Source organism: Brucella anthropi (assembly GCF_046630315.1).
Taxonomy (GTDB): Bacteria; Pseudomonadota; Alphaproteobacteria; order Rhizobiales; family Rhizobiaceae; genus Brucella; species Brucella anthropi_A.
The window spans coordinates 1-23973 of record NZ_LQBD01000020.1; the positions used below are offsets into that span (position 1 = coordinate 1).

The following is a 23973-nucleotide window of genomic DNA, read 5'->3' on the forward strand; positions in this document are numbered from 1 at the left end:
CCCGATCCCTGCCGGCACCATCAGGATCGATGAGCAGCCCACCCATCCCCAGCTTTCCTTCGTCGGGCGCGTCGAGGCAACCGATAGTGTCGATCTCATGGCGCGCGTCGACGGCTTTCTCGACAAGCGTGCCTTTACCGAAGGGCAGATGGTCAAGGCCGGCGATCTTCTGTTCGTCCTGCAAAAAGACGCGCTTCAGGCAGCCGTCGACGCAGCACAGGCCAATCTTGCCAAAGCACAGGCCGATGCCGACAATCTGAAAATCCAGACCGAACGCGCCCGGTCGCTCTACAAGCAGCAGACCGTTTCGCAGGCCACGCTCGATGACCGCCTGGCGGCGGAAAAACAGGCGCTCGCCGTCGTGCAGCAGGCGCAGGCTTCACTGGAGCAGGCCCGGATCAATCTCGGCTATACCGACATCCGCGCACCCTTTGCCGGGCGCATCGGCAAGGCCAATTTCAGCGTCGGCGCCCTTGTCGGGCCAAGTTCTGGCCCGCTGGCAACCATTGTCAGCCAAAACCCGATCTATGTGACCTTTCCGGTCAGCGACAAAACCATTCTCGAACTCACCGAAGGCAACCGGGCCGCGACCGACAGAAACAATGTCGCGGTCAGCCTGACCCTGTCGAACGGCATGCCCTATCCCGAAACGGGCGCCATCGATTTCACCGGCCTCAAGATCGATCCCAATACCGATACGCTGATGGTGCGGGCGCAGTTTTCCAACCCGGACAATGTGCTGCTCGACGGGCAATATGTGCAGGTCACGGCAGCCAGCAAAAAGCCGATGGAAGCGCTGATGGTTCCCCAAAAGGCAATCATGACGGACCAGAGCGGCAATTTTGTGCTGGCCGTGGGTGAAGGCGACAAGGTCGTCCAGCGCCAGATCCGCCAGGGCTCGACATTCGGCAGCAATGTGGTGGTCACGTCCGGCTTGCAGGCGGGCGATGTCGTCATCGTCGACGGCCTCCAGCGCATCCGGCCCGGCCAGAAGGTGGCGCCGCAAATGGTCGACCCGACCACGCCTGCCCAGAAAGCAATATCGGTGGGGAAGTGACCCATGTTGGCATCCATTTTCATTAACAGGCCGCGCCTCGCCATCGTCATAGCCATCGTCATCACGCTTGCCGGGCTGATTGCGGTCACGCGGATTCCCGTCGCCCAGTTCCCGGATATCGTGCCCCCGCAGGTCTCCGTCACCGCCAGCTATCCGGGAGCAAGCGCGGAAGTCATCGAAGCCACCATCGCGCAGCCGATCGAGGCGCAGGTCAACGGCGTCGACGACATGATCTACATGAATTCGACCAGCGGCAATAACGGCACCTACACGCTCACCATCACATTCAAGGTCGGAACCGATCCGAACCTGAATACAGTGAATGTGCAGAACCGCGTGCGGCTGGCCGAAGCCAATCTGCCGCAGGAGGTGACGCGCCTTGGCGTCACCGTCAAGAAACAATCCTCGTCCTTCCTCCAGATCATCACGCTCTATTCGCCGGACAGCCGTTATGACGAGCTGTTTCTCAACAATTACGGCATCATCAATGTGGTCGACCGGCTGGCGCGTGTGCCCGGCGTCGGCCAGGCGCAGTCCTTCGGCACGTTCAACTACAGCATGCGCATCTGGTTCGATACGGATGCGCTGACCAGCCTTGGCCTGACGCCGAACGATATCGTCACCGCCGTCAGCAGCCAGAATGTGCAGGCCGCCATCGGACGGCTCGGCGCGCCGCCGATGACCGACCAGCAGCAGATACAGCTCAACCTCACCACCCAAGGCCGCCTGACCAGCGCCAAGGAGTTCGAGGATATCATCATCCGCGCCAATCCTGACGGATCGGCCGTGCGCCTGAAGGATATCGCCCGTGTCGAGCTTGCCGCCCAATCCTATGACACGATTGGCAGGCTCAACGGCAAGCCCGCATCGGTTATCGCCGTCTATCAGGCGCCCGGTTCCAATGCCGTCGCGGCTGCCGAAGGCGTCCGCAATGTCATGGAACAGCTGAAGCAGAGCTTCCCCGCGGGCATCGATTACAAGATCACCTACGACACGACAGTTTTCGTTTCCTCGACCATCCATGAGGTCATCAAGACCCTGATGGAAGCCTTCGTTCTGGTCGTGGTGGTGGTGTTCATTTTCCTCGGCAATTTCCGGGCAACGCTCATTCCCGCGATCGCCGTGCCGGTTTCGCTGATCGGCACATTCGCGGTGCTGCTGGCCTTCGGCTATACGGCCAACACGATATCGCTCTTCGCCATGATCCTTGCCATCGGCATCGTCGTGGACGACGCCATCGTGGTCGTCGAAAATGTCGAGCGCGTGATGGCCGAAACCGGGCTTCCGCCCAAGGAAGCCGCAAAACAGGCCATGCGCGAGATCACGGCGCCCATCATCGCGATCACGCTCGTTCTTCTGTCCGTTTTCGTTCCGGTCGCCTTCATTCCCGGCATTACGGGTGCGCTCTATGCCCAGTTCGCAATCACCGTCTCGGTCGCGATGCTCATTTCGGCGATCAACGCGCTGACACTGAGTCCGGCCTTGTGCGGCGTCTTCCTGAAACACGGGCACGGCCACAGGAAAGGCCTTTATGGCCGCACAATGGACAGGCTTTCGCTCGGCATCGAAAAGATCAGCGACGGCTATGCCTATGTGGTGCGGCGGCTCGTGCGCTTTGCGCTTCTGTCCATCGTGCTGGTCGCGGCACTCGGCGGAACGGCCTATTTTCTCAACACTGTCGTGCCAACGGGCTTCCTGCCGGAAGAAGACCAGGGCCTGTTCTTCGTGCAGGTCAACCTCCCGCCCGCGGCATCCCAGAGCCGCACGGCCGCCGTCGTTTCCCAGGTCGAGAGCGATGTCCGCCAGCTTGCGGGCGTGGCCGACGTGACGAGCGTGACCGGCTTCAGCTTCATCGACGGGCTGGCGGTTTCCAATGCCGGCCTTTTGATCGTGACCCTGAAACCCTTCGAGGAGCGGCTGAAGGAAAATATCACCGTCTTCGACGTCATAGCCGAAGTCAACCGCCAGACAGCCGCCATTCCAAGCGCCGTCGCGATCACCCTGAACCTGCCGCCGATCCTTGGCCTTGGATCGTCGGGCGGCTTCCAGTATCAGCTCGAGGATCAGGAAGGAAGCTCGCCGCAGCAACTGGCATCGGTCGCCCAGGGGCTGGTCATGGCCGCCAACCAGGACCCGAAGCTGTCGCGCGTCTTCACCACTTTCGCAACCGATACACCGCAACTCAACCTGAAACTCGACCGCGAAAAGGCGCTGAGCCTCGGCGTGTCGCCCAATGATGTGTTCCAGGCGCTGCAATCGACGCTCGGCGGATATTTCGTCAACAACTTCAACACGCTGGGCCGCACCTGGCAGGTCATCATCCAGGGCGAGCAGCAGGACCGCAAAACCGTCGAGGATATCTACCGCATCTTCGTGCGCTCCTCGCATGGCGATATGGTGCCGCTTCGCTCGCTGGTTAGCGTGGAAGAACGCCTCGGACCGCTCTACATCACCCGTTACAACAATTTTCGAAGCGCCAGCATCATGGGCAATGCCGCTCCCGGCGTAAGCTCGGGCGAGGCGCTTGCCGCCATGGCGCAGGTTTCCAAGGCGACGCTTCCGTCCGGCTACGGATATGAATGGAGCGGCACCGCCCTGCAGGAATTGCAGGCCGCGGGCCAAACCAGCGTCATTCTGGGCCTGGCCGTGCTGTTCGCCTATCTGTTTCTGGTGGGGCTTTATGAAAGCTGGACCATCCCTGTCGGTGTCCTTCTTTCCGTATCCGCCGGCCTGGCGGGCGCCATGTTCGCGCTATGGATAACCGGCCTTGCCAATGATGTTTATGCGCAGATCGGCATCGTTGTCCTGATCGCCCTTGCCAGCAAGAACGGCATCCTCATCGTAGAGTTCGCCAAGGAGCGCCGCGAGGAAGGCATGCCGCTCGAGGAAGCCGCCATTGTCGGTGCGCGCCAGCGGTTCCGTCCGGTGATGATGACGAGCTTCGCCTTCATTCTGGGCCTCGTGCCGCTTGTCATCGCGGTCGGCGCCGCAGCCGCCAGCAGGCGGGCTGTCGGCACATCCGTCTTCGGCGGAATGATCGCTGCTTCGGCCATCGGCATTTTCCTCATTCCGATGCTCTATGTGGTGCTGGAACGGGTGCGCGAATGGGGGCACGCCCGCATCATGCGCAAACCGCTCTATGACGGAAAAATGGGGGAGGAAACGCCGGACGATGCATCCGGGCCAGCCACTCCGCCTACCCGGCCCGCCGATTGATTTCCTCAGCCGCATCAACGTGAAAGGTGCCCAAGATGAAACCCCTCCTCTCCGCGCTGCTTCTATCCGGCATCGCTTTGTCCGTTCCAGCCGCCCCGGCCGCAGCAGCCGGTTTCGAATGCGCCTATAAAAAGGCGCCGAACGGCATGAAACATGCGCCCGACGTGAAATATCTCGAAGGTGGCCTCACTCCCAGCGTGTTTCACCAGCGTCTCGCCGAAATGGTTCAGAAACTCGTATCGGAAAAGGTTGCGCCCGCGCTCATCGTGGACCATTTCGTCTGGGCCTATTGTCCGTCGGTCGTGGCGGATAAAAGCCTGAACGACGCCCAGAAAACGGAACATGTGCGCCGCTTTGCAGCCGAAGTCGCGGCCCTGGCCTATACAGCGCCGAGCGCCGACGAACTCGATGTTCTGGTGACTTTGCCGCTGACGCAGAAGCTGCTCGACCGGATCGATGACGCGGCAAAGAACGAGAAGATTTCCCGCGACGGCTGGATGCTGAATGCGCTCCAGACCGCGGTACCCAATCCCTGACCAAACCGAATGCACGTCGACAAATAAAAGAGATCGGAAATGCCTCCATGCATTTCCGGTCTCTTTTATTCTTCAACCCTACGCGCTCACGCATCCACCAATGGCGTTACCGTCACGTAAAAACGCGCAGCCCGGCGATATGACCGGTTGATAACATCGGCCAGATCGATATGAATTCTGGTGCTCTCTCCCTCATAGGCCAGGCACCAGAAATTATTCTCACGCACCAGCCAGCCTTTCTTTTCCATGGCCGTGAGCTTGCGCCGTGTGGTTTCCCTCGGAATCCCGGTTACGTCCGCCAGCCGATAGGTCGTGATGCCGCGCCGGGATGGAGGAAGTTCCTGTACTCTTCCACCCGAATTCGCGACGATCAGGTCTGCGCGCAACGCTACCTGCGCAATCGTCGCCAGCAGGAGAACCATCTGCATGTCACCCTTGAACGTCCGGCTGACATCGCAAAGATGTTCAGCATAAAATTCAAGGAAAGAATATTCGTAGCGTGTCTGATTTTCCCTGAAACACCTCTCCACGCTGGCTGTGCTTATAGATGAATTCGATCTATTCTTCGGACCACCTATATTATATACGCCGTTCACATATAATGAGTCAGACATAGATCACTCCTCACCATTTGAATAAATTCTACATAAACTCCAATATATAACTAATATATCAGCGCTAACTCTCTCTAAAATCATAATTTTTATTAATTAACATAAAAAATATTAACAGAATATAATATTCCGATGCTCGGATAATCCATTTACTACTGTAGAAAAAACTTCCTCCCCTCCGAACGGAGCAGATTCCACGAGAAGCCATAAGGGCATTCATCCCAAATCGCTGATGGGGCGGATTGGGAATGAAAGACGCTCTCATCGCAAAGGCTGGATACGCAGCGCATTTTGCGCCACGATGGTAGATGAGAAGCAGATATTCCGATAAGAATGCACTCTTTGATACTTTCAAACTAAAATCCCGTATTTATTAGAAAGGTATTAAATACAACAGGAGCTTGAAAGTGAGATTTTTGAAAGTTACGTGAGCTATATCGAATATATGGGTTTCTATATTGTCGGCACGCAATGAGAGCACCGACATCGACCAGAGAGCGAACCCAACTACTGCCACAGACATGTCGGCTTACGACAGCAATCCTTCATATTCTTCCGCAGCAGAATACGCCGTTGCCAGACCGACCCGCCGCTTTTTGATTCAGGCTCTCCGCCTGCACCTATCGATCGCGGCGGCAATTCATCCCTGCCAGATCGGCCACACCGATAATTCCGGCATCCACCCCCAGTTCGGCGGCAACGAGATCAGGGACCATGGCGGCGGGATGGCCGGCAAGCGCCGCGCGCAGCATGTCAAGGAAACCGTCCGCCAGGCCGACCCCACCGCCAATCACGAGGCATTGGGGATCGATGATCGCCTGCAAACCCGCAATCGCTGCGGCCAGGCGCGACGCCGCATCCTGAAGAATGCCCAGCGCCCAGTTTTCCCCCGCGGCAGCAGCGAAAAAAACCGCACGCGCATCGCCCGCGTGGCCCTCTTCAAGCGCCCTTTTGGCAATGCCGAAGCCGGACCCCAGGGTTTCGAGCCTTACAAGACCCGATGGCCCCGCGACCGGCATCTGGCCCAGACTTCCGGCAAGGCCGCGCGCACCGCGCAGCAGGCGTCCATTGAGGACGATGCCGCCGCCAATGCCGCTGGAAATTGTCAGAAACACCATGTCGCGCCCGCGCGCCGCACCGAAGCGATATTCGCCCCATGCCGCAGCCTGCGCATCATTGACCACCTCGACGGGAACGCCAAGCACGGCCCCGACGCGGCGCCCCAGCGGATAATCCTGCGGAATGGCGAGCGTTACGGGATTGAGCGAAGACCACCCTTCCCCGTCCACGCGCCCCGTCACGGCAATTGCTGCACGCTGGTAACGCCCCCGCCAGTCAGCCGCAAGGCTGGTGACGGCCTCGATCCATTGTTCACCGCCGACCGGAACCGGCGTTGCCATGACACGGCGTTCCACGATCTCACGACCCCGAACCAGCGCCGCCAGCGTCTTGGTTCCGCCAATATCGAAGGCAAGCACCGGCGAGGACGGTACTGCCACACCTTCAACCGCATCACGGAACCAGCCGGTAACATGCTCCGGCCGCGTGATGGCGGAGCCGACGACCACGGCGTCCGCTCCGGCGAGAATTGCCTCTCCCGCCTGCTGCGGGCTGTTGTAACGGCCTTCCGCGATGAGAAAGCCGCCCAGACCGGAACAGTGCGCGACCAGATCGAGATCGGGGTTTTTGGGCGTCGGCGCATCGCCCGTATAGCCCGACATCGTGGTGCCGATAATGTCGGCGCCTGCCGCAAGGGCATTGCGTGCCTCCGCCAGGGTTGAAATATCGGCCATGGCGATCCGCCCGCACCGCTTGATTTCGGCAATCAGCGCCGCTGCGGGAACGGGGCGCGACCGATCTGTCGCATCAACCGCGACAATCGCCGCACCCGCATCGCAAAGCGCCTTCACATCATCCAGAAACGGCGTGATGCGGACCGGGCTGCCATCGAGATCGCGCTTGATAAGACCGATCACCGGCAGATCGCTTGCCCGCATGACCGCCGCGACATTGGCCGCGCCTTCGATGCGCAGTCCGCCTGCTCCCGACGCGCCGGCTGCGCGCGCATAGGCGACGATGGAAGCCACATTGTCAAACGGACCGCCCGGCACCGGCTGGCATGAGACGATGAGCCTGCCCCGCAGCCTGTCGAGTGTCGCCTTGCTCATGCTTGCTCCCTTGCACACGCCCGATGGCAAGCCGCGCATGTGCGAGATTGCCTCTTCGCTCGAATTGCCATTTGTCGTATCTCTCTCGACAGTCGAATAACGGATTTCTAAATATCCGATTGACAGATATCCTACAAGTGGATAATTAATGACTATCTGCCAATCGGAGTCCCGCATGTCCAAACCGGAGACGAAGATGACCAACCCGATCAAGCCCCTGAAGCGCGCCCCCCTGCTTCATGTAACGGTTCAGGAGAGCCTGCGCGGCTATATTGAGGATAATGGCCTCAAGGCGGGGGCACCCCTTCCGCCGGAGGGCGAACTGGCGGCCCAGCTCGGCGTCAGCCGCAATTCGGTGCGCGAGGCGATCAAGGCGCTGGAATCGGTCGGCGTGCTGGAATCGCGCCGGGGCATCGGCGTCTTCGTGAAAGCCTTTTCTTTCGAGCCGCTGCTTGAAAACCTGGCCTATGGCCTTGGCGACGCATTGCGCCAGATCGAGGAAGTGACGGCCATTCGCCGTGCCCTTGAAGTGGGCCTCATCGACAAGACGCTGGAATTGATCGGTGAAGACGACATCAGGGAACTGCGCGACACGCTGGAGAAAATGCATCGGCGGGCGAAGCGCGGCGAAGGTTTTCCTGAAGAGGACAGGCACTTTCACCAGCTCCTGTTCCGCTGTCAGGGCAATGAAATGCTGCTTCGGCTGATCGAGGTATTCTGGCTTGCCTTCTACAAGGCGTCGAATTTCATGAATCTGGAGAATATCGATCCGCTGGCGACATGGCGCGATCATGTCGCCATCGTGGATGCGATCGAAGCAGGCGATGTGGTCGCGGTGCGCAAGCAGCTCGACCGCCACTATACGGGCATCAATCACGTGATCGCCCGCAACAGAAGCGCTTCGTTGACTGGGAGGAAGACATGAAGTTGCGCAATTTTTACTCGGCGCTTGCCTTATCGGCGGCGGTTCTCGCCGGGCCGTTTCACGCCACCGCCCCGGCCATGGCCGCAGGCACGATTTCCGGCGGGTTCGATGTCGGGCCCGGCGGGTTTCAGGGCAATTTCAACCCGCTCGCCGCCACCGGCGGCTTCACATGGCTTGTCACCTATTTCGAACCCTTGGTGATCTATGACGACAAGCTGGAAAACATCGTGGGCGACCTGGCGGAATCCTTCGAGGTCAGCCCCGACCAGCTGACCTATACGTTCAAGCTGGCCGACGCCAAATGGCACGACGGCAAACCCTTTACATCGAAGGATGTGAAATTCACCTTCGACCTGGCCAAGGACGGCAAGACAGGATCGGTCTTCGCGGCACGGCTTGCCTCCATCGCATCGGTGGACACGCCCGATGACAAGACGGTGGTGATAAAGCTCAAGGACCCGAGCGCCTCCATGCTCGACACGCTCACGAAAGTGATGATGCTGCCTGAACATGCGCTGGCATCCATCCCGCCGGAACAGCTTGCCAAAAACGCCTGGTGGTCCAGCTCGCCGATTGGAACCGGCCCGTTCAAGTTCAACAAATATGTCACCGATCAATATGTCGAACTTGCCGCCAACCCCGATTATCGCGGCGGCAAGCCCCAGGTGGACAAGCTCATCAATCGTTATTTCGCCGATCCGGCTGCGGCCATCGCCGCGCTGCGCTCCGGTGAAATCCAGTTTACCTATGTCGATTCCAACGATGTCTCGACCTTCAGCAGCGACAGCGCCTTTCGCGTGATCGAGGGCGATTCCTTCGTGGTCAATTATGTCGGCTTCAATCAGGAGGTTCCGCTCTGGAAGGAGCTGAAAGTACGGCAGGCCTTCATGCACGCGATCAACCGCGATGCAATCATCCAGAGCCTCTACGGCGGCGCGGCAAAACCTGCGAACTGCGTCTATGTCGCCGACCGTCTGGTGCCGAAGGATATCGACGCCTATGCCTACGATCCGGAAAAGGCCAAGCAGCTTCTCAATGAGGCGGGCTGGGACAAGATCAATGGCGACAAGCCCATCCCGATCCTGACCTATTACAATTCGCCGCTGGTCGCCAATGTGCTGGCCGCGATGCAGGCCATGCTGGCACAGGTCGGCATCAACATCGTTCCGCGCACGGTCGATACCCCGACCTATAATTCCATCGTCTACAAGCAGGGCGGCAATGCGGATGAATTTCCGCTGATCTTTGCCGGCCTGCAGAACGGTCCCGATCCGTCCAACATCAATATCGGCCTCAACGAAAAGCAGATCCCGCCCGCGGGCTCCAACATCATGCGCATCCGCATGCCGGAAGTGACGCAGGCGCTTGACGCCGCCCTTGCCGAAACCGACCCCGCCAAGCGCGATGCACGCTATCAGGATGTGTGCAAGGCGACCAATGCCAATCTTCCCTGGGGGACGATGTGGGTCGCCAACCGTTACGGCGTGGCGTCCGGCAAGCTCAAGGATTTCGTCTGGACACCGGCACCGGCGGGCGGCCCCTATCAGGCCCACCCGGAAAAGTGGTCGATAGCCGAATAACAGCGCCGGATTTGCAACCAGACAGGGCTGGCGGCGTCTTGTGAAGACGCCGTCCCGGTTCCTTGCACCCAAACACCAACGACAGGCTGTAGAAACTTCATGCTTCGCTATTGCCTTCATCGCCTGCTCATAGGGCTCGGCATGTTGCTGGCGCTGACGATATTGATCTTCGTCCTGCTGCAACTGACGCCCGGCGATCCGATCGACGCCTATATCAACCCCAATGTCGCCATGACCCAGGCGGAAATGGATGCATTGCGGGCACAGCTCGGCCTCGACCGCCCCCTGCCGGTGCAATATCTCGCCTGGCTCGGACAGGCCGTGCAGGGCAATCTCGGCCATTCGCTGCAACGCTTCAACGAAACCGTTTCCGGCCTCATCGCCTCGCGCATCGGGCCGACGCTCCTCCTGATGGCGGCGGGGCTTGTCATTGCCATCGTCATCGGCGTCACGACCGGCATCATCAGCGCCGTGCGCCGCAATTCGCTCCCCGACTATTCCTTCTCGGTGCTGGCCCTGCTCGGGATTTCCAGTCCCGCCTTCCTCACGGCGCTGCTTGGCCTCTATATCTTTGCCGTGCGCCTCAAATGGGCGCCGTCCGGCGGAATGCTGACACCGGCAACGGATTTCTCCATACCCGATCTGCTGCGCCATCTGGCATTGCCGGCCCTTGTTCTGTCCATCGGCCATGCCGCGCTCATCATGCGCTATATGCGCTCCTCCATGCTGGAAACGCTCAATCAGGATTATGTGCGCACCGCACGCGCCAAGGGCGTGCGCGAATTCTGGGTGGTGGTGAAACATACGCTGCGAAACGCCATGCTGCCGGTCGTGACCCTCATCGGTTCCACCATCGGGCTTGCCGTCGGCGGCGCGATCTTCATCGAAAGCGTCTTCAACTGGCCGGGCATGGGGCTTCTCCTCATCAATGCGGTCGAAACCCGCGACTATCCGGTCATCATGGGCGCAACGCTTGTGATCGGCGCCTGTGTCATTATCGTCAACATCCTGACCGATCTGGCCTATGCGGTCATCGATCCGCGCATCAAGGTTACGTAAGATGGGCCAGTCCGTTACCTCCTCCGCAGGGCCGATGGCCCGCTCCGCAAACCGCTTCATACAGAACCGCGCCGCGATATTCGGCCTCGTCCTGCTTGTCCCGCTTCTGCTCGCGGTGCTGACCTATCCGCTGTGGCTGCCCTACAAGCCGAACGATATCGACCTTCTGGCGATGAATTCCGGCCCAAGCTGGAAGCACTGGTTCGGAACCGACGGGGTCGGCCGCGACGTCTTCGCCCGGACGATGGAAGGCGGGCGCATTTCGCTCCTCGTCGCCGTGTCGTCGGTGGTGCTTTCCACGGCCATCGGCTTCCTGATCGGCGCGATCTCCGCCCTTGGCGGGCGCTGGGCGGATGCGATTGCCATGCGCTCGGTCGATCTGGCCATGACGCTGCCGCCCGTCATCTTCCTGCTGGTGCTGGCCTCCATCATCGGTTCGGGCATCTGGTCCACCGTCGTCGTCATCGCGCTTTTGTCGTGGCCTGTGCTTTCACGCATGATCCGCGCACGCCTTCTGGAGCTGCGCGAACGTGAATTCGTCATGGCGTCGCGCGGCATGGGGGCGGGCCTCGGCCATCTCCTGTTCCGCCATGGCCTGCCCAACTCCATCGATATTCTCGTCGTCTATGCAACGCTCCAGGTGGCCAATGCCATCCTGCTGGAAGCCGGCCTCTCCTTCCTTGGCCTCGGCGTGCCGCCACCGGCCGCAAGCTGGGGCAACATGCTCAACGCCGCCCGCTCCACCGCCGTGCTGGAACAGTTCCCTTGGCAATGGCTCTTCCCCGGAGGCGCTCTCGTGCTGGCTGTACTGGCGATCAACTTCATCGGTGATGGTCTGAGGGATGCCTTCGACCCCCGCGCAGAACTCAACTGAACCAGAAAGCGAATATGAAATGTCGAAATTCTTTGGCGTTGTCCCTCCGGTCGTCACCCCGCTCAATGACGACCACTCGGTCGACTACGACTCCTATACCCGCGTTCTCGAACATCTGATCGAAGGCGGCTGCCATGGTCTTTTCGCCCTCGGCTCCACGAGCGAGGTGGTGTTCCATGACGCGGCAGAAAGGCGCAGGATTCTCGAACATACGGTGAAAGTGACGAATGGCCGCGTTCCGGTCATTGCCGGTGTCATAGACCCGGCCACCGACCGCGTGATCGCACACGCAAAAGCCGCGAAGGATGTCGGCGCCGATGCCGTCGTCGTCACCGCTCCCTTCTACACAATCACCAGCCAGTCCGAAATCATCGATCATTTCCGCATGGTGCGCGATGCGGTCGACATTCCGCTGATTGCCTATGACATTCCGGTCTGCGTCCATGCCAAGCTTGCGCGCCAGACCGTGGTGACGCTTGCCAATGAAGGCACGATCATCGGCCTCAAGGATTCCTCCGGCGATGACGGCAATTTCCGCTATGCGCTGCTCGATCTGGCCGAAAACAGGAACGTCTTTCTCATGACCGGCTCGGAAATCGTGGTGGACAACGCGCTTTTGATGGGTGCGCATGGCGTTGTTCCCGGCCTCGCCAATGTCGATCCGGCAGGCTATGTGCGGCTTTGGGATGCCGCGCAGCGCGGCGATTGGGTGGCTGCACGCAAGGAGCAGGAGCGCCTGTGCCGCCTTTTCGAAATCGTCTGGGTTGGCGCAAGCCGCGTCAGCGGCGGGGCCACCGGCGTCGGCGGCTTCAAGACCGCGATGCGCAGTCTCGGCATTATATCCACCAACAGGATGGCGCGCCCGCGCCAGGCGCTGGATGCGGCGGAGGCAGGCCGTATCGATGCCATCCTGCGCAGCGTCGGCCTTCTGGATTGAGGCGAGCGTCATGAGCCGGCAACCGATCCTCGACATCAAGGGACTGCGCACCGTCTTCCGTACCCGCGCGCGTGAGATCGTCGCGGTCAACGGCGTGGACATCACCGTCAATCCCGGCGAGACCGTGGCGCTTGTCGGTGAATCCGGCTCAGGCAAATCGGTGACGAGCCTCTCCATCATGCGGCTTCTTGCCCGAAAGGTGGGCTTCATCGATGCGGGCTCCATTGTCCTGTGCGGCAAGAGCGGGCAGACCGTGGACCTTGCCGCCATCGATGAGGAAGCCATGCGCCGCATTCGCGGCAACGATATCGGCATGGTTTTCCAGGAGCCCATGACGAGCCTCAACCCGGTCTATACGATCGGCGACCAGATCGGCGAACCCTTGCGGGTTCACCGGGGCGCAAGCCGCCGCGAGGCGCTTGAGGCGGCGGTGGAACTCCTCGACAGGGTGGGCATTCCCGATGCCCGCCGCCGCGCCGGGCAATATCCGCACGAATTGTCGGGCGGCATGCGCCAGCGCGCAACGATAGCCATGGCGCTGATATGCAATCCGACGCTCCTGATCGCCGATGAACCCACGACCGCACTGGACGTCACCATTCAGGCCCAGATTCTGGACCTCATGCAAAAGCTTCAAAACGAAAGCGGCATGGGCATGCTGTTCGTCACCCATAATCTGGGCGTTGTCGCCGAAATCGCGCAGCGGGTGGTGGTGATGTATGCCGGCCGGATCGTCGAGAGCGGCCCGGTGAAGGAAGTATTCCGCAATCCGCGCCATCCCTACACGATGGGGCTGCTGCGCTCCATGCCGCGGCTTGGCGACGCCACGCAAATGAAGCGGCGCGGCGAAAAACTGAACACCATTCCCGGCATGGTGCCGGGGCTTGCCAATCTGCCGTCGGGCTGCGCCTTCGCGCCGCGCTGTTCCTTCGCCATCGAGGCGTGCCGCGCCGCCGTTCCGCCGCTCGCATCCGTCAACGAACACCATGGCAGCCGCTGCATTCGCTGGCAGGAGATCGCCGCATGACCGAAACACCCCTTCTGTCCGTGCGCGGGCTTGCCAAACATTATGAGGCCCGCAGCGCCACGCTGAAAATTCTGGACAATATCTCCTTCGACATCGCGCGCGGCGAAGTGGTCGGACTGGTGGGGGAATCCGGCAGCGGCAAGACGACGATCGGCCGCTCGGTCCTGCGCCTCATCGAACCGACCGCAGGGCGGATCATGTTCGACGGCACCGATGTCGCGACCCTTTCGGCACGTGAGATGCGCGGCCAGCGGCGGCGGATGCAATATATCTTCCAGGACCCGTTCGCCTCGCTTTCGCCGCGCATGACGATCGGTGAAATCCTTATGGAAGGCCTCAATATCCAGGGCATCGGCACCAAAGCCGAGCGGCAGGAACGGGCACGCAAGGCGCTGGAACAGGTGGAACTGCCGCCCGACGCCATCAATCGCTATGCCCATGAATTTTCCGGCGGGCAGCGCCAGCGCATCGGCATTGCCCGCGCGCTCACGCTGGAACCGGATTTCATCGTGGCCGACGAGCCGGTTTCCGCGCTCGATGTTTCCATTCAGGCGCAGGTGGTCAACCTTCTGCGCGATCTCCAGCAGCGGCTTGGCCTGACCATGCTGTTCATTTCGCACGATCTGGCGGTGGTCGAATATATCTGTGACCGCGTGATCGTGCTTTATCTTGGCCGCATCATGGAAATCGCAAGCAGCGAGGACCTCTACGCCCGCCCGGAGCACCCCTACACACGGGCGCTGCTCTCCGCCATCCCCTCCCCGGACCCGGACGCCAGAACCGAACGGCAGATCCTGCGCGGCGACATTCCAAGCCCCGCCAATCCGCCGAGCGGCTGCGTTTTCCGCACCCGCTGCCCCATGGCCATCGATGCCTGCGCCGCAGCCGTTCCGCCATTGCGCGAGGTGCGGCCCGGCCAGTTCAAGGCTTGTATCCGCGACGACATATGAATGAGAGCCCGTTCCAAAAGTCGCCCTGTGCGACTGCACCAGGAACACGCCACAAACCCGCGATCACCAATGGATATTTCTGTCAAAATGGGAGTAGCGACGTGAAAATACTATCCAGATATGTTTCCGGCGCCGGCCTTGCGCTGGCGCTTGCCTGCGCAACCCCGGCGCTTGCGGATGGCATTGCGCTTCAATGGAAGGAACTGCCATCCATACCCGCCAACACAAAGGCATGGAACGATGCCATTCCGGTGAAGGAAAAATACTGGCGGCAGATCGGGCTTGCAGGCCCCATCACCGGCGTTCACGGCGATTATCTTCTGGTCGGCGGCGGCGCGAATTTTCCCGAGCCGGGCAAGATGCCCAATGAGGCCAACACGCTCGGCAAGGTTTACTGGAACGAGCTTTTCGTCCTTGATCTCAACGGCAAGAGCTGGAGCAAGAAGGAATTTCTGCTGCCTTCAGCCATCGGTTACGCAGCGACGGTGAGCCTGCCAGACGGCGTATTGGTCATTGGCGGGGAAGGTTTCAAGGCCGGGCCGAATGGCACAAAAAGCGCGAAAGTCGAAAAGTCGGCAGGCGTTTTCCTGATGCGCTATGACCCGCAGAAGGACGAGGTCACGTTCAAGGATTATCCGCCGCTTCCCGCCGCCAGCAGCTATGGCGCAGCCGCCCTGATCGGCGATACGGTCTATTACCAGACCGGCAAGGACGTCTACGCGCTTGACCTCGGCAAGCCCGATGCGGGCTGGAAACCGCTTCCCGCCTTCCCCGGCGAAGCGCGTGACACAGCCCTTGCCGCTGCCGTCGGCGGAAAGTTCATCGTCGCTTCCGGACGCAACAAGAAAGACGATGCCTGGCATATCCACAACGACGCCTATGCCTTCGATCCGGCCAGCCAGACATGGGAAAAACTGCCCGATATGCCGTTTCCCGCCATGGCCGGCGAAGCATTCGGCGTGAAGGATCGCTATATGGTCATCGTCGGCGGCGACAAGGATGTGGAGCGCTGGAACATGCTGACCAGGCTTGAAACCGAGCGCGCCAAGCATGAAAGCGGAACGCCCGAATGGGAAAAAGCCAATGCAGCCCTGACCTTTCTGGCCGACCATCATTTCGGCTTCAACACCGAAATTCTGGCCTATGATACGAAGGACCGGACATGGGCGCAGATCGGTTCCTTTCCCGGCGCGTCGCCCGTCACCACCCAGCCTGTACGCTGGAAGGACAAGCTGATCCTGCCTTCCGGTGAAATCCGCCCCGGCATCCGCACGCCCAAAATCTGGATGGGCAGCGTTTCGGATTGATCGTCAGGAGGCGCCGCACACCCATCCGGGCGCACGGCGCTTCATCCCGGCGAAAGCGCTCATGCCTCGACCGCGACCTCCCGGCGCTCGCGTGAGGCCTTGAAGGCGGCTTCGATGCAGGCCACCACATGAAGGCCGTCCTCGCCTGTCACCGGAGGCACAGTGCCCGTTTCGACCGCATGAATGAAGGCGCGCCACTGGCGGACAAGCGCCTGTTCGGGCACGTCCGGCTCGATCGAGTTTTCGACCGGCTGCCATTTGAGGGCGCGTCCCAATGCGACACCCTTGAAGAAATCCACCGTCAGAACGCCATGGTCAAGGACCAGTTCATCGCCCGATATGAAGGCACCGTCCGAATAGCCGATGCTGGCAACCTGTCCCGCGGCCTCATCTCCAAAGCGCATGAGCAGCAAAGCTACATCATCCGCCTTCTGCTGGTGGAATGCCGTGGCCGTGATGGCGCTGACATGGGTGGCGCGACGCCCGGCAAAAGCAAGCAGGCGGTCCAGCGCGTGGATGCCGGCGGTAAAAAGCATGCCGCCGCCGGATGCCGGATCGAGATGCCAGTCGCGGCGGTTTCCTTCCATCCACAGCTTGACCATGCGGCTCGACCCATAGCGCATGCTGCCAAGCTCTCCCGTGTCGATGATCTGTTTCGCAGCCAGGAAAGGCAGAGAAAAGCGCATTGTATGACCAGGCATGAGCGTGACACCGGCCTTACGGACGGCGGCAAGAATGGCGCGGCATTCGGCAACGGTCGGTGCCATGGGCTTTTCTATCATGATGTGCTTGCCCGCTTCTGCGCAGGCTATCGCGACATCGGTGTGCAGATGGTGCGGCAGCGCAATCACCACGGCATCGACATCGGGATCGGACAATAATTCGCGATAATCGAGATAGCCCTTGCCGCCGAAAGCCCCAGTGAAGGCCGCAAGGCCTTCCGCATCGTTGCGGCAGGCCGCAACCAGCCTTGCATTGGAGACAGACCGGAGCGCCCTTGCATGGGCCGCGCCAAAATGGCCTGCGCCGATGATACCGATGCCAAGCATGTCAGTCTCCTTGCAGGGCGTAGCAATGATCGATGATCTCCATGGCGCGACGGCAATCAGCCAGCGATGTGGCAGGCGGCAAGCCATGGGAAAAACGCTGCAATGCGTCGGCCATGACGTCATTGTAACGATGGGCGGGCAAGGTGACCGGCAAATTCCGCTCGCCCCCGTCATCGAGCGTCACGAGCGTCAGCCGGTCGCCAGCATCGGTCAATGACGCATTTTTCGCGGAAATCCGCCATTCGAACAGACCGCGTGTCATGGAAGCAAATGTGTAACCGGCCTCGACGAGGCCGATCATCCCGTCGGACGCGCGCAAAACCACAGCGGCATAATCCTCAACCTCGGTTCCATGAAGCGGGCGCCCGAGCGAACTGCTGACGATCTCGACGGGCTGCTCGCCCGCAAGGGTGAGGAACGCATTGACGCCATGGATGCCGAGGTTGCGCAAGGCCCCTCCTCCACCAATGCCGCGATCAAGTACCCAGGATACGCCGTCATTCACATAACGCTGCGGGGGACCATTTATCAGCCGGAAATGCGAATGCGAGATCGCACCGAGCCGTCCCGCCTCCGCGAGGTTGCGCACTGCATTCATCATGCCCAGCCCATGCGGCAGCGCCACGGCGACAAAGGCCTTGTTGCGCCGGGCCGACGCGATGAGAGGGGCCGACGCCGCAGCCGCTATGCCGATGGGCTTTTCGATGAGCAGAGGTAGGCCGGCTTCGATCACGGCAAGGCCGCGATCCGCGATCTCGAACGGGCGTCCCATCACCACGGCAAAATCGGCATCCTTGAGCGCATCCTCAAGGCTTGAAGCGGCAGCACAGGAAAATCTATCGGCGAAGGCCGCCGCAGCCGCCATATCCGGATCCCAGGCCACACTGACCTTTGCCCCCGCTGCCAGTGCCGCTTCGGCATGCATGGTTGAATGCCAGTGACTGACACCCAGAAAACTCAGCTTCATCACATTGCCTATATGATATAGGATAAGTGGATTACCTATAGCTTAAATACTCCCGGCGGGCAACCTGTCTTGAACCGGAACGCAATTGTCGGAAGAAGGATGGCAGGCGGGCTATGACTGACAATCAATCAAGCGCAATGGCATCGACCATCCAGGGAGCGAGAGCCGCAAGCTGCGGGATATAGCTTTTCTGGATGATGCGCCGGCATATGACCGACAATTGCCTGGCGAAGGGGTCAAGCTCGCCCCGGCGGACGACGAGATAGATGCGCCGCGAGAAGCCCGCGCCCGGAAATTGCAGAACCTGAATGGCGGGCGCAAGCGCGATACATTTGCGAACGCATACAGGCGTCAGAATGGACCATCCCACACCGGAAGCCACAAGACTGACGATGGATTCGACCGTTTCGCAGGAAAATGCCGGAGGCACGTCGAGTTTCATGCGGCGGAAATGCTGCTCGACCCGCTGCGCGATGCCGGAAGATGTACCGGACCGGATCATCGGAAAATGAGCGGCAAAATTGCGAAATTCAGCCTCGTCGCCAAACGGCTGCTCACCGCGCGAGGCCAGCACCACGAATTGTTCCTGAAACAGTTCAAACCGCTCAAAACCGTCGACATCATCGAAAGGATCGGCCGAAATCACCGCATCGAGTTCGCGCTTGAGCAGGCGCTGGCGCAGGGGCGCCATGAAGCCAGTCGCCACCGAAACCGAGCCGACACGATCACGCAGCGCCTTTATCAGCATCGGCACGAGCGGGTCCGACAGGGAATCGATCAGCCCCAGCCGGAATTGCGGGATCATGCGCGTATCCGCGCCCTGCAATTGCGCCGGTATGGCCGCAGCTTCCGAAATCAGATGTTCAGCCGCCTTGATCAGCTTCTGTCCGGCGAGCGTCGGTTTCAATGGGCGCGAGCCTCGCTCGATCAGGCCGACGCCAAGGCGCTTTTCCAGATTGTGTATCTGTCGCGAAACGGCTGACTGGGTGAGGTCGCTATAGGCGGCGGCAGCCGTCATGCTGCCGGTTTTGCAGACTGCAATGAATATTTCCAGGGATTGCAGGTCAAAGCCCAACCGGCTGACCACCATCTGGCTTTCTTCGCTCATCAGCCGCCGCTCGCGCCGTAATCATGAATTTCAATCATACTAATCAGAAATATCGGTAATCGTCAATCGCCCGACAGCAGTGGAAAAAGATACTAAATCGCAAGACAAAGAATAATAAATATTTGAAATATCTAGATTATTTTTAAGGCAACATTCGTTCATCGCCGCAATTTTCTTAATCCGCACGCTGGATCGAACCGCCACAGCCAGATGCAGAAAACTCATTATGTTTGCAGCAGCTGCATAGTTCCATTATTCAGAAGCTACGGTTTTCTGGAGGAGTGAACCCGATGCATAAGAAGAAAATTCTCGCGATTGCCCTGCTTGGCGTCAGCTGCGCGATATCCGCTATCGCCCCCGGCATGGCTGAAACGACGCTGGAAAAAATCCAGCGCACAAAGAAAGTCACTGTCGGCACGGAAGCGGCCTATCCGCCCTTCGAATTCGTCAAGGATGGCAAGATCGTCGGCTTCGGCAGGGATCTCCTGGACGAGATCGCCAAGCAATGGGGCGTGGAAGTCGAGCAGCTCGACCTGCCCTTCCAGGGCATCCTGCCGGGCCTGATCGCAGGCAAGTTCGATTTCGTGGCCACGTCGGTCGGCATCAATCCCGAGCGCGCCAAGCGCTATGCCTATACGCTGCCCATCGCCGACAGCACCGCCTATGCGATCAAGAAGGCTGGTAATGACGATATCAAGACCGTGGAGGATCTGAAGGGCAAAGTGGTCTCGACGCAGCTTGCGTCTGCCGTCGATCCGGTTGCAAAGCAACTCGACAAGCGGCTTGAAGCGAGCAGCGGCGAAGGTTTTGCCGACCTCAAGCTCTTCCCGACCTTCAACGATTCCTTCCTCGCCGTCGCCAACGGCACCTCGGATGCCGCCCTGGCCGGGCTGCCGGTTTTGCAGAACCTGATGAACGAGCGCCCCGGCATATTCGAACTGATCGGCAAGGCGTCGGACATTCCAAGCTATAATGCATGGGTCGTCCGCCCCGAAGATCAGGACCTGCGGGACGCGCTCAACAAGGCCATTCTCAAGATCAAGCAGGACGGCACCTTTGCGAAGCTCCAGCAGAAGTGGCTCGGCATGACCTATGCGTTGCCCGAAAAGGATTATTTGCCGGACGGTGCGCGCTGAAATTTCACGCATGTCCTGATGCCGGAGCCGGGTTCCGATTTCGGCGGACATGCCCCAGCGGTTCGCCGGCGTCCGGGCCGGCCCGCATGACAAATCATCAAACGATCACATCGAAGGAAACGACGATGGACTTCAGCGTCTCCGCCCTGGGCGGTGCCTTTCCCCAGCTTCTGCCAGCCATAGGCACCAATCTGGTCATTTCCATTATCGCCATGATCCTGGCGCTGATCGGCGGCACCGCCCTGACGATCCTGCGCACGCTCGGCATAGCCCCCCTCAATGCCGTGATCGGCGTCGTCATCAGCTTCATACGCGGCACGCCAATTCTGGTGCAGATATTCCTGTTCTATTATGGCCTTCCCGCGCTCGGGCTCGACCTTTCTCCCATTCAGGCCGGTATTCTGGCCATCGCCTTCAACAGTTCGATCTTCATAACGGAGATCATGCGCGGCGGGCTTTCCGGCATGGATTCAGGGCCGGTGGAAGCGGCGATCGCGCTCGGCATCAAGGGCAAGGTGATCTGGACCAAGGTGATCCTGCCGCAACTCTATATCCGCATCATGCCGCCGCTCGTCAACGAACTCACCACCATCGTCAAGGGCACGGCGCTTCTCTCCGTCATCACCGTGGTTGAAGTGCTGCGCACCGCACAGCAGGTAGCGAATGCTTCGTTCCGGCCTCTCGAAACCCTGCTGTGCGCAGCCATCATCCTCTTTGCCGTGAACTTCGTCCTCAGCCAATGCGGCCGGGTACTGGAAATGCGCTTCGCAGCGCGCAGAGGGTAAAGCCATGAACTTCGATTTTTCCGTCATCTTCGACAATTGGACGCTCTTCGCGCGCGGCACCTGGCTTACGATCGTCATCGCGGTCGTGGCAATCGCCACAGGCTTCCTGATCTCGATCCCCATCGCGCTCATGGCGCTGTCGCACCGCAGGCCGTTGCGCTGGATTTCGACCGCCTATGTCGAATGGTTCCGCAACATTCCCTTCATCGTCGTCCTCTATCTCTTCTTTTATGGGCTGCCCTTTATGGGCGTGCGCCTGCCGGAATCGATCGTCGGCACCATCGCGCTTGCCTTTTTCGCAAGCTCCTATTTCGCCGAAATCATCCGCGGCGCGATCCTCGCCGTTCCCAAAGGCCAGATGGAAGCGGCCAGAGCCATCGGCATGTCCTACTTTCAGGGCCTTTATGAAATCGTGGCGCCGCAGACTGTCCGCCTTCTGCTGCCGCCCTCGACCAACACCAGCATCTCCATGGTCAAGGAAACCTCCGTGCTCAGCACCATCACCGTGGCGGAGCTGACCTATCAGGGGCTCGTCATACAGGGCGAAACTTTCGCGCCGTTTGAAATCTTCCTGACCACCGCAGCCATTTACTGGGTAATCACCGCCATCTTCGCCTATCTCATGCACCGCACCGAAAAAGCCTTCGGCGCCAGCCAGGGCGCGCATCACGCCCGCAGCAGCCAGGCCGACAAATATCTCTTGATCGGCGAAAGGAGACCGGCATGACCACCCCCTTGCTCAGGATTTCCAATCTGGCCAAAAGCTTCGGCAATGTGACCGCTCTTCGCGATATCAGCTTCGATGTATCAGCGGGTGAAGTGGTCTGCATCATCGGCCCCAGCGGCTGCGGCAAGAGCACATTATTGCGCTGCATCAATCATCTCACCGCACCCGACGGGGGCTTCGTCGAAGTTGGCGGCGAATATATCGGCCGCGAACGCAAGCCTGACGGAACGGTGCGCATGCAGTCGCATCACAAAATCGACCTCATGCGCCCGAAAATGGGTTTCGTGTTCCAGCAGTTCAATCTGTGGCCCCATTTGAGCGTTCTGGAAAACATCGTGAAAGGCCCGATCAAGGTGCAGAAACGCCCCCGGGCGGAAGCGGAAGCCCAGGCGCTCACCCTGTTGCAGCGCTTCGGCCTGCGCGACAAGGCCCATATGTTTCCTGCCGCGCTTTCAGGCGGGCAGAAGCAGCGCGTCGCCATTGCACGCGCGCTTGCCATGGGGCCGGAGCTGATGCTTTTCGATGAGCCGACATCCGCGCTCGATCCCGAGATCGTCAAGGAAGTACTGCTTTTCCTGCGTGAACTTGCCGATTCCGGCGTCACGATGGTGATTGTGACGCATGAAATCGGCTTTGCGCGCCACGTCGCCGACCGGATCGTCTTTCTGGACAAGGGCGTCGTTGCGGAAACCGGCCCTTCCGAGGACGTGCTTTCCAATCCCGCCAATCCGCGCCTGCGGGAGTTTCTCTCGCAGATTTCATCCGATCATTCCCATGCAGGCGGCGTGTTTTCGCCCGCTGCAACGCATTAGAGCGCCGTGCGTCCATTTGGACGCACAAAGGTCGCCCTAACTCATTGAAACCACGCATTGTGCTTTCCAAAAATCGATTTCGATTTTTGGGCCGATGCCAGAGACAAATAAAAGGACAGTACCATGACCGACAAGCTTACCTCTGCGCCGAAGCATGGACATACGAGCATGCTCTATTCCAAGGTCCATACGGATCTCGACACGCTCGACGCTCACATCGCCTTTCTTGGTATTCCTTACGGCTCCGCCTATACGATCGATGAAGTCACCAACGACCAGACGCGGGCGCCGACCGCAGTGCGCCAGGCAACCGACCGTGCCGTCCGCAATCTCGACCGGTATGACTTCGACGTCGATGGCCCTCTTTACGATGGACGTGCCGTCAAGGCGGTCGATTGCGGCGATGTGATGGGCGATCCCAAGGACCCCGGCGCACATTACCGCAATGCGGAAGCAGCCGTTCGCAAGATTCTCGCCGCCGGCGCCCTGCCCCTCATCATCGGAGGCGATCACGGCATCCCGATCCCGGTCCTGCGCGCTTATGACGATCAGGGGCCGATCACCCTGATCCAGATCGACGCCCATCTGGACTGGCGCGATCACATCAATGGTGTGCATGACGGTCTTTCAAGTCCGATCCGCCGCGCTTCGGAAATGGCGCATGTCAAGGATATCTTCCAGATCGGCATCCGTGCCCAGGGCACGGCGCGCCCCGAAGAATACGAGGCCGCCAGGGCTTACGGCTCCAATATCATCACGGCCTACGAGCTGCATGATGTCGGCATGGACGCCATTCTCGATCGTATTCCCGATGGCGGGCGCTATTACATCACCATCGATGCCGACGGGATCGATCCTTCCGTCATGCCTGCGGTGGCCGGTCCCGCCTTTGGCGGCGTGACCTATGCCCAGACGCGCAAACTCCTGCATGGCCTTGTCAGGAAAGGGCGCGTCGTCGGCATGGATATCGTGGAGATCACGCCTTCCAAGGATGTAAACCAGCTTACCGCGATCGCCGCCGGGCGTTTTTTCGTCAACCTGATTGGTGCCGCCGTGCGCGCCGACTATTTCGGCACGAAAGCGGAGCTTGAAACGGCCGCCGGCAAAACCATGAAACCGGCCAGCGCCGCAGCCTGAGA

At 60.1% G+C, this 23973-nt stretch carries 21 protein-coding genes; 16 read left to right on the forward strand and 5 right to left on the reverse strand.

What is annotated here, in order from left to right; translation table 11 throughout:
• The 3 genes from AVM02_RS11895 to AVM02_RS11905 all read left to right on the forward strand — a co-directional run.
• On the forward strand, positions 1-1057 hold a 1057-nt coding region (locus AVM02_RS11895; protein WP_411507163.1), incomplete at its 5' end, for an efflux RND transporter periplasmic adaptor subunit.
• Between the two features lie 3 nt (positions 1058-1060).
• Entirely contained in the window at positions 1061-4273 is a 3213-nt protein-coding gene (locus AVM02_RS11900) for an efflux RND transporter permease subunit (protein WP_411507164.1), read from the forward strand.
• A gap of 35 nt (positions 4274-4308) precedes the next feature.
• Positions 4309-4809: a glutelin gene (locus AVM02_RS11905; RefSeq protein WP_411507165.1), complete on the forward strand. Its 501-nt coding sequence runs from the start codon at positions 4309-4311 to the stop codon at positions 4807-4809.
• An 86-nt stretch (positions 4810-4895) separates the two neighbouring features.
• On the opposite strand, the gene AVM02_RS11910 is transcribed toward AVM02_RS11905, so the two are convergent.
• Positions 4896-5423, reverse strand: coding sequence for a hypothetical protein (locus AVM02_RS11910; protein WP_411507166.1), 528 nt, complete (start codon positions 5421-5423; stop codon positions 4896-4898).
• Between the two features lie 620 nt (positions 5424-6043).
• Entirely contained in the window at positions 6044-7591 is a 1548-nt protein-coding gene (locus AVM02_RS11915; protein WP_411507167.1) for a putative N-acetylmannosamine-6-phosphate 2-epimerase, read from the reverse strand.
• Between the two features lie 175 nt (positions 7592-7766).
• Here AVM02_RS11915 and AVM02_RS11920 point away from each other — a divergent pair, with 175 nt between their 5' ends.
• The 8 genes from AVM02_RS11920 (at position 7767) to AVM02_RS11955 (ending at position 16250) form a co-directional block, all read left to right on the forward strand.
• Positions 7767-8516 (forward strand): FadR/GntR family transcriptional regulator, encoded by a 750-nt coding sequence (locus tag AVM02_RS11920; RefSeq protein WP_411507168.1) that lies wholly within the window; start codon positions 7767-7769, stop codon positions 8514-8516.
• Entirely contained in the window at positions 8513-10096 is a 1584-nt protein-coding gene (locus tag AVM02_RS11925; RefSeq protein ID WP_411507169.1) for an ABC transporter substrate-binding protein, read from the forward strand. Before AVM02_RS11920 ends, AVM02_RS11925 begins: the two co-directional genes overlap by 4 nt.
• Positions 10097-10195: 99 nt before the next feature.
• Entirely contained in the window at positions 10196-11155 is a 960-nt protein-coding gene (locus AVM02_RS11930) for an ABC transporter permease (RefSeq protein ID WP_411507170.1), read from the forward strand.
• A 1-nt stretch (position 11156) separates the two neighbouring features.
• Positions 11157-12029, forward strand: a complete 873-nt coding sequence (locus AVM02_RS11935; protein WP_104754571.1) for an ABC transporter permease — start codon at positions 11157-11159, stop codon at positions 12027-12029.
• A gap of 19 nt (positions 12030-12048) precedes the next feature.
• The gene (locus tag AVM02_RS11940; RefSeq protein ID WP_411507171.1) at positions 12049-12966 is read left to right on the forward strand and encodes a dihydrodipicolinate synthase family protein; all 918 of its coding nucleotides are present in this window, start codon (positions 12049-12051) and stop codon (positions 12964-12966) included.
• 10 nt (positions 12967-12976) lie between these two features.
• Complete coding sequence (locus tag AVM02_RS11945) at positions 12977-13993, forward strand: ABC transporter ATP-binding protein (protein ID WP_411507172.1); 1017 nt, start codon at positions 12977-12979, stop codon at positions 13991-13993.
• Positions 13990-14943: an ABC transporter ATP-binding protein gene (locus AVM02_RS11950; RefSeq protein ID WP_411507173.1), complete on the forward strand. Its 954-nt coding sequence runs from the start codon at positions 13990-13992 to the stop codon at positions 14941-14943. The genes AVM02_RS11945 and AVM02_RS11950 overlap by 4 nt, the downstream gene beginning before the upstream one ends.
• Positions 14944-15044: 101 nt before the next feature.
• Complete coding sequence (locus AVM02_RS11955; protein ID WP_411507174.1) at positions 15045-16250, forward strand: kelch repeat-containing protein; 1206 nt, start codon at positions 15045-15047, stop codon at positions 16248-16250.
• Between the two features lie 59 nt (positions 16251-16309).
• On the opposite strand, the gene AVM02_RS11960 is transcribed toward AVM02_RS11955, so the two are convergent.
• The 3 genes from AVM02_RS11960 to AVM02_RS11970 form a co-directional block, all read right to left on the reverse strand.
• A complete protein-coding gene (locus tag AVM02_RS11960; RefSeq protein WP_411507175.1) occupies positions 16310-17299 on the reverse strand; it encodes a Gfo/Idh/MocA family protein in 990 nt (329 codons plus the stop codon).
• A 1-nt stretch (position 17300) separates the two neighbouring features.
• Positions 17301-18266 (reverse strand): Gfo/Idh/MocA family protein, encoded by a 966-nt coding sequence (locus AVM02_RS11965; RefSeq protein ID WP_411507176.1) that lies wholly within the window; start codon positions 18264-18266, stop codon positions 17301-17303.
• Between the two features lie 124 nt (positions 18267-18390).
• Positions 18391-19374 (reverse strand): LysR family transcriptional regulator, encoded by a 984-nt coding sequence (locus tag AVM02_RS11970; RefSeq protein WP_411507177.1) that lies wholly within the window; start codon positions 19372-19374, stop codon positions 18391-18393.
• Positions 19375-19664: 290 nt separating this feature from the next.
• Between AVM02_RS11970 and AVM02_RS11975 the strand changes: the two genes are divergently transcribed.
• The 5 genes from AVM02_RS11975 (at position 19665) to AVM02_RS11995 (ending at position 23971) form a co-directional block, all read left to right on the forward strand.
• On the forward strand, positions 19665-20510 hold the full coding sequence (locus AVM02_RS11975; RefSeq protein ID WP_411507178.1) for a transporter substrate-binding domain-containing protein: 846 nt from the start codon (positions 19665-19667) through the stop codon (positions 20508-20510).
• A 125-nt stretch (positions 20511-20635) separates the two neighbouring features.
• Positions 20636-21295: an amino acid ABC transporter permease gene (locus AVM02_RS11980; protein WP_076771930.1), complete on the forward strand. Its 660-nt coding sequence runs from the start codon at positions 20636-20638 to the stop codon at positions 21293-21295.
• Positions 21296-21299: 4 nt separating this feature from the next.
• Entirely contained in the window at positions 21300-22022 is a 723-nt protein-coding gene (locus AVM02_RS11985) for an amino acid ABC transporter permease (RefSeq protein ID WP_411507179.1), read from the forward strand.
• On the forward strand, positions 22019-22834 hold the full coding sequence (locus AVM02_RS11990; RefSeq protein WP_411507180.1) for an amino acid ABC transporter ATP-binding protein: 816 nt from the start codon (positions 22019-22021) through the stop codon (positions 22832-22834). The genes AVM02_RS11985 and AVM02_RS11990 overlap by 4 nt, the downstream gene beginning before the upstream one ends.
• Positions 22835-22957: 123 nt before the next feature.
• The gene (locus AVM02_RS11995; RefSeq protein ID WP_411507181.1) at positions 22958-23971 is read left to right on the forward strand and encodes an agmatinase; all 1014 of its coding nucleotides are present in this window, start codon (positions 22958-22960) and stop codon (positions 23969-23971) included.
• Positions 23972-23973 lie beyond the last annotated feature (2 nt).

Coding starts and splice junctions, on each gene's coding strand:
- AVM02_RS11915 (WP_411507167.1), bottom strand. CDS start 7,591: ATGAGCAAGGCGACACTCGACAGGCTGCGGGGCAGGCTCATCGTCTCA.
- AVM02_RS11960 (WP_411507175.1), bottom strand. CDS start 17,299: ATGCTTGGCATCGGTATCATCGGCGCAGGCCATTTTGGCGCGGCCCAT.
- AVM02_RS11925 (WP_411507169.1), top strand. CDS start 8,513: ATGAAGTTGCGCAATTTTTACTCGGCGCTTGCCTTATCGGCGGCGGTT.
- AVM02_RS11990 (WP_411507180.1), top strand. CDS start 22,019: ATGACCACCCCCTTGCTCAGGATTTCCAATCTGGCCAAAAGCTTCGGC.
- AVM02_RS11900 (WP_411507164.1), top strand. CDS start 1,061: ATGTTGGCATCCATTTTCATTAACAGGCCGCGCCTCGCCATCGTCATA.
- AVM02_RS11910 (WP_411507166.1), bottom strand. CDS start 5,423: ATGTCTGACTCATTATATGTGAACGGCGTATATAATATAGGTGGTCCG.
- AVM02_RS11965 (WP_411507176.1), bottom strand. CDS start 18,266: ATGAAGCTGAGTTTTCTGGGTGTCAGTCACTGGCATTCAACCATGCAT.
- AVM02_RS11980 (WP_076771930.1), top strand. CDS start 20,636: ATGGACTTCAGCGTCTCCGCCCTGGGCGGTGCCTTTCCCCAGCTTCTG.
- AVM02_RS11945 (WP_411507172.1), top strand. CDS start 12,977: ATGAGCCGGCAACCGATCCTCGACATCAAGGGACTGCGCACCGTCTTC.
- AVM02_RS11920 (WP_411507168.1), top strand. CDS start 7,767: ATGTCCAAACCGGAGACGAAGATGACCAACCCGATCAAGCCCCTGAAG.
- AVM02_RS11985 (WP_411507179.1), top strand. CDS start 21,300: ATGAACTTCGATTTTTCCGTCATCTTCGACAATTGGACGCTCTTCGCG.
- AVM02_RS11950 (WP_411507173.1), top strand. CDS start 13,990: ATGACCGAAACACCCCTTCTGTCCGTGCGCGGGCTTGCCAAACATTAT.
- AVM02_RS11905 (WP_411507165.1), top strand. CDS start 4,309: ATGAAACCCCTCCTCTCCGCGCTGCTTCTATCCGGCATCGCTTTGTCC.
- AVM02_RS11940 (WP_411507171.1), top strand. CDS start 12,049: ATGTCGAAATTCTTTGGCGTTGTCCCTCCGGTCGTCACCCCGCTCAAT.
- AVM02_RS11935 (WP_104754571.1), top strand. CDS start 11,157: ATGGGCCAGTCCGTTACCTCCTCCGCAGGGCCGATGGCCCGCTCCGCA.
- AVM02_RS11930 (WP_411507170.1), top strand. CDS start 10,196: ATGCTTCGCTATTGCCTTCATCGCCTGCTCATAGGGCTCGGCATGTTG.
- AVM02_RS11975 (WP_411507178.1), top strand. CDS start 19,665: ATGCATAAGAAGAAAATTCTCGCGATTGCCCTGCTTGGCGTCAGCTGC.
- AVM02_RS11995 (WP_411507181.1), top strand. CDS start 22,958: ATGACCGACAAGCTTACCTCTGCGCCGAAGCATGGACATACGAGCATG.
- AVM02_RS11970 (WP_411507177.1), bottom strand. CDS start 19,374: ATGAGCGAAGAAAGCCAGATGGTGGTCAGCCGGTTGGGCTTTGACCTG.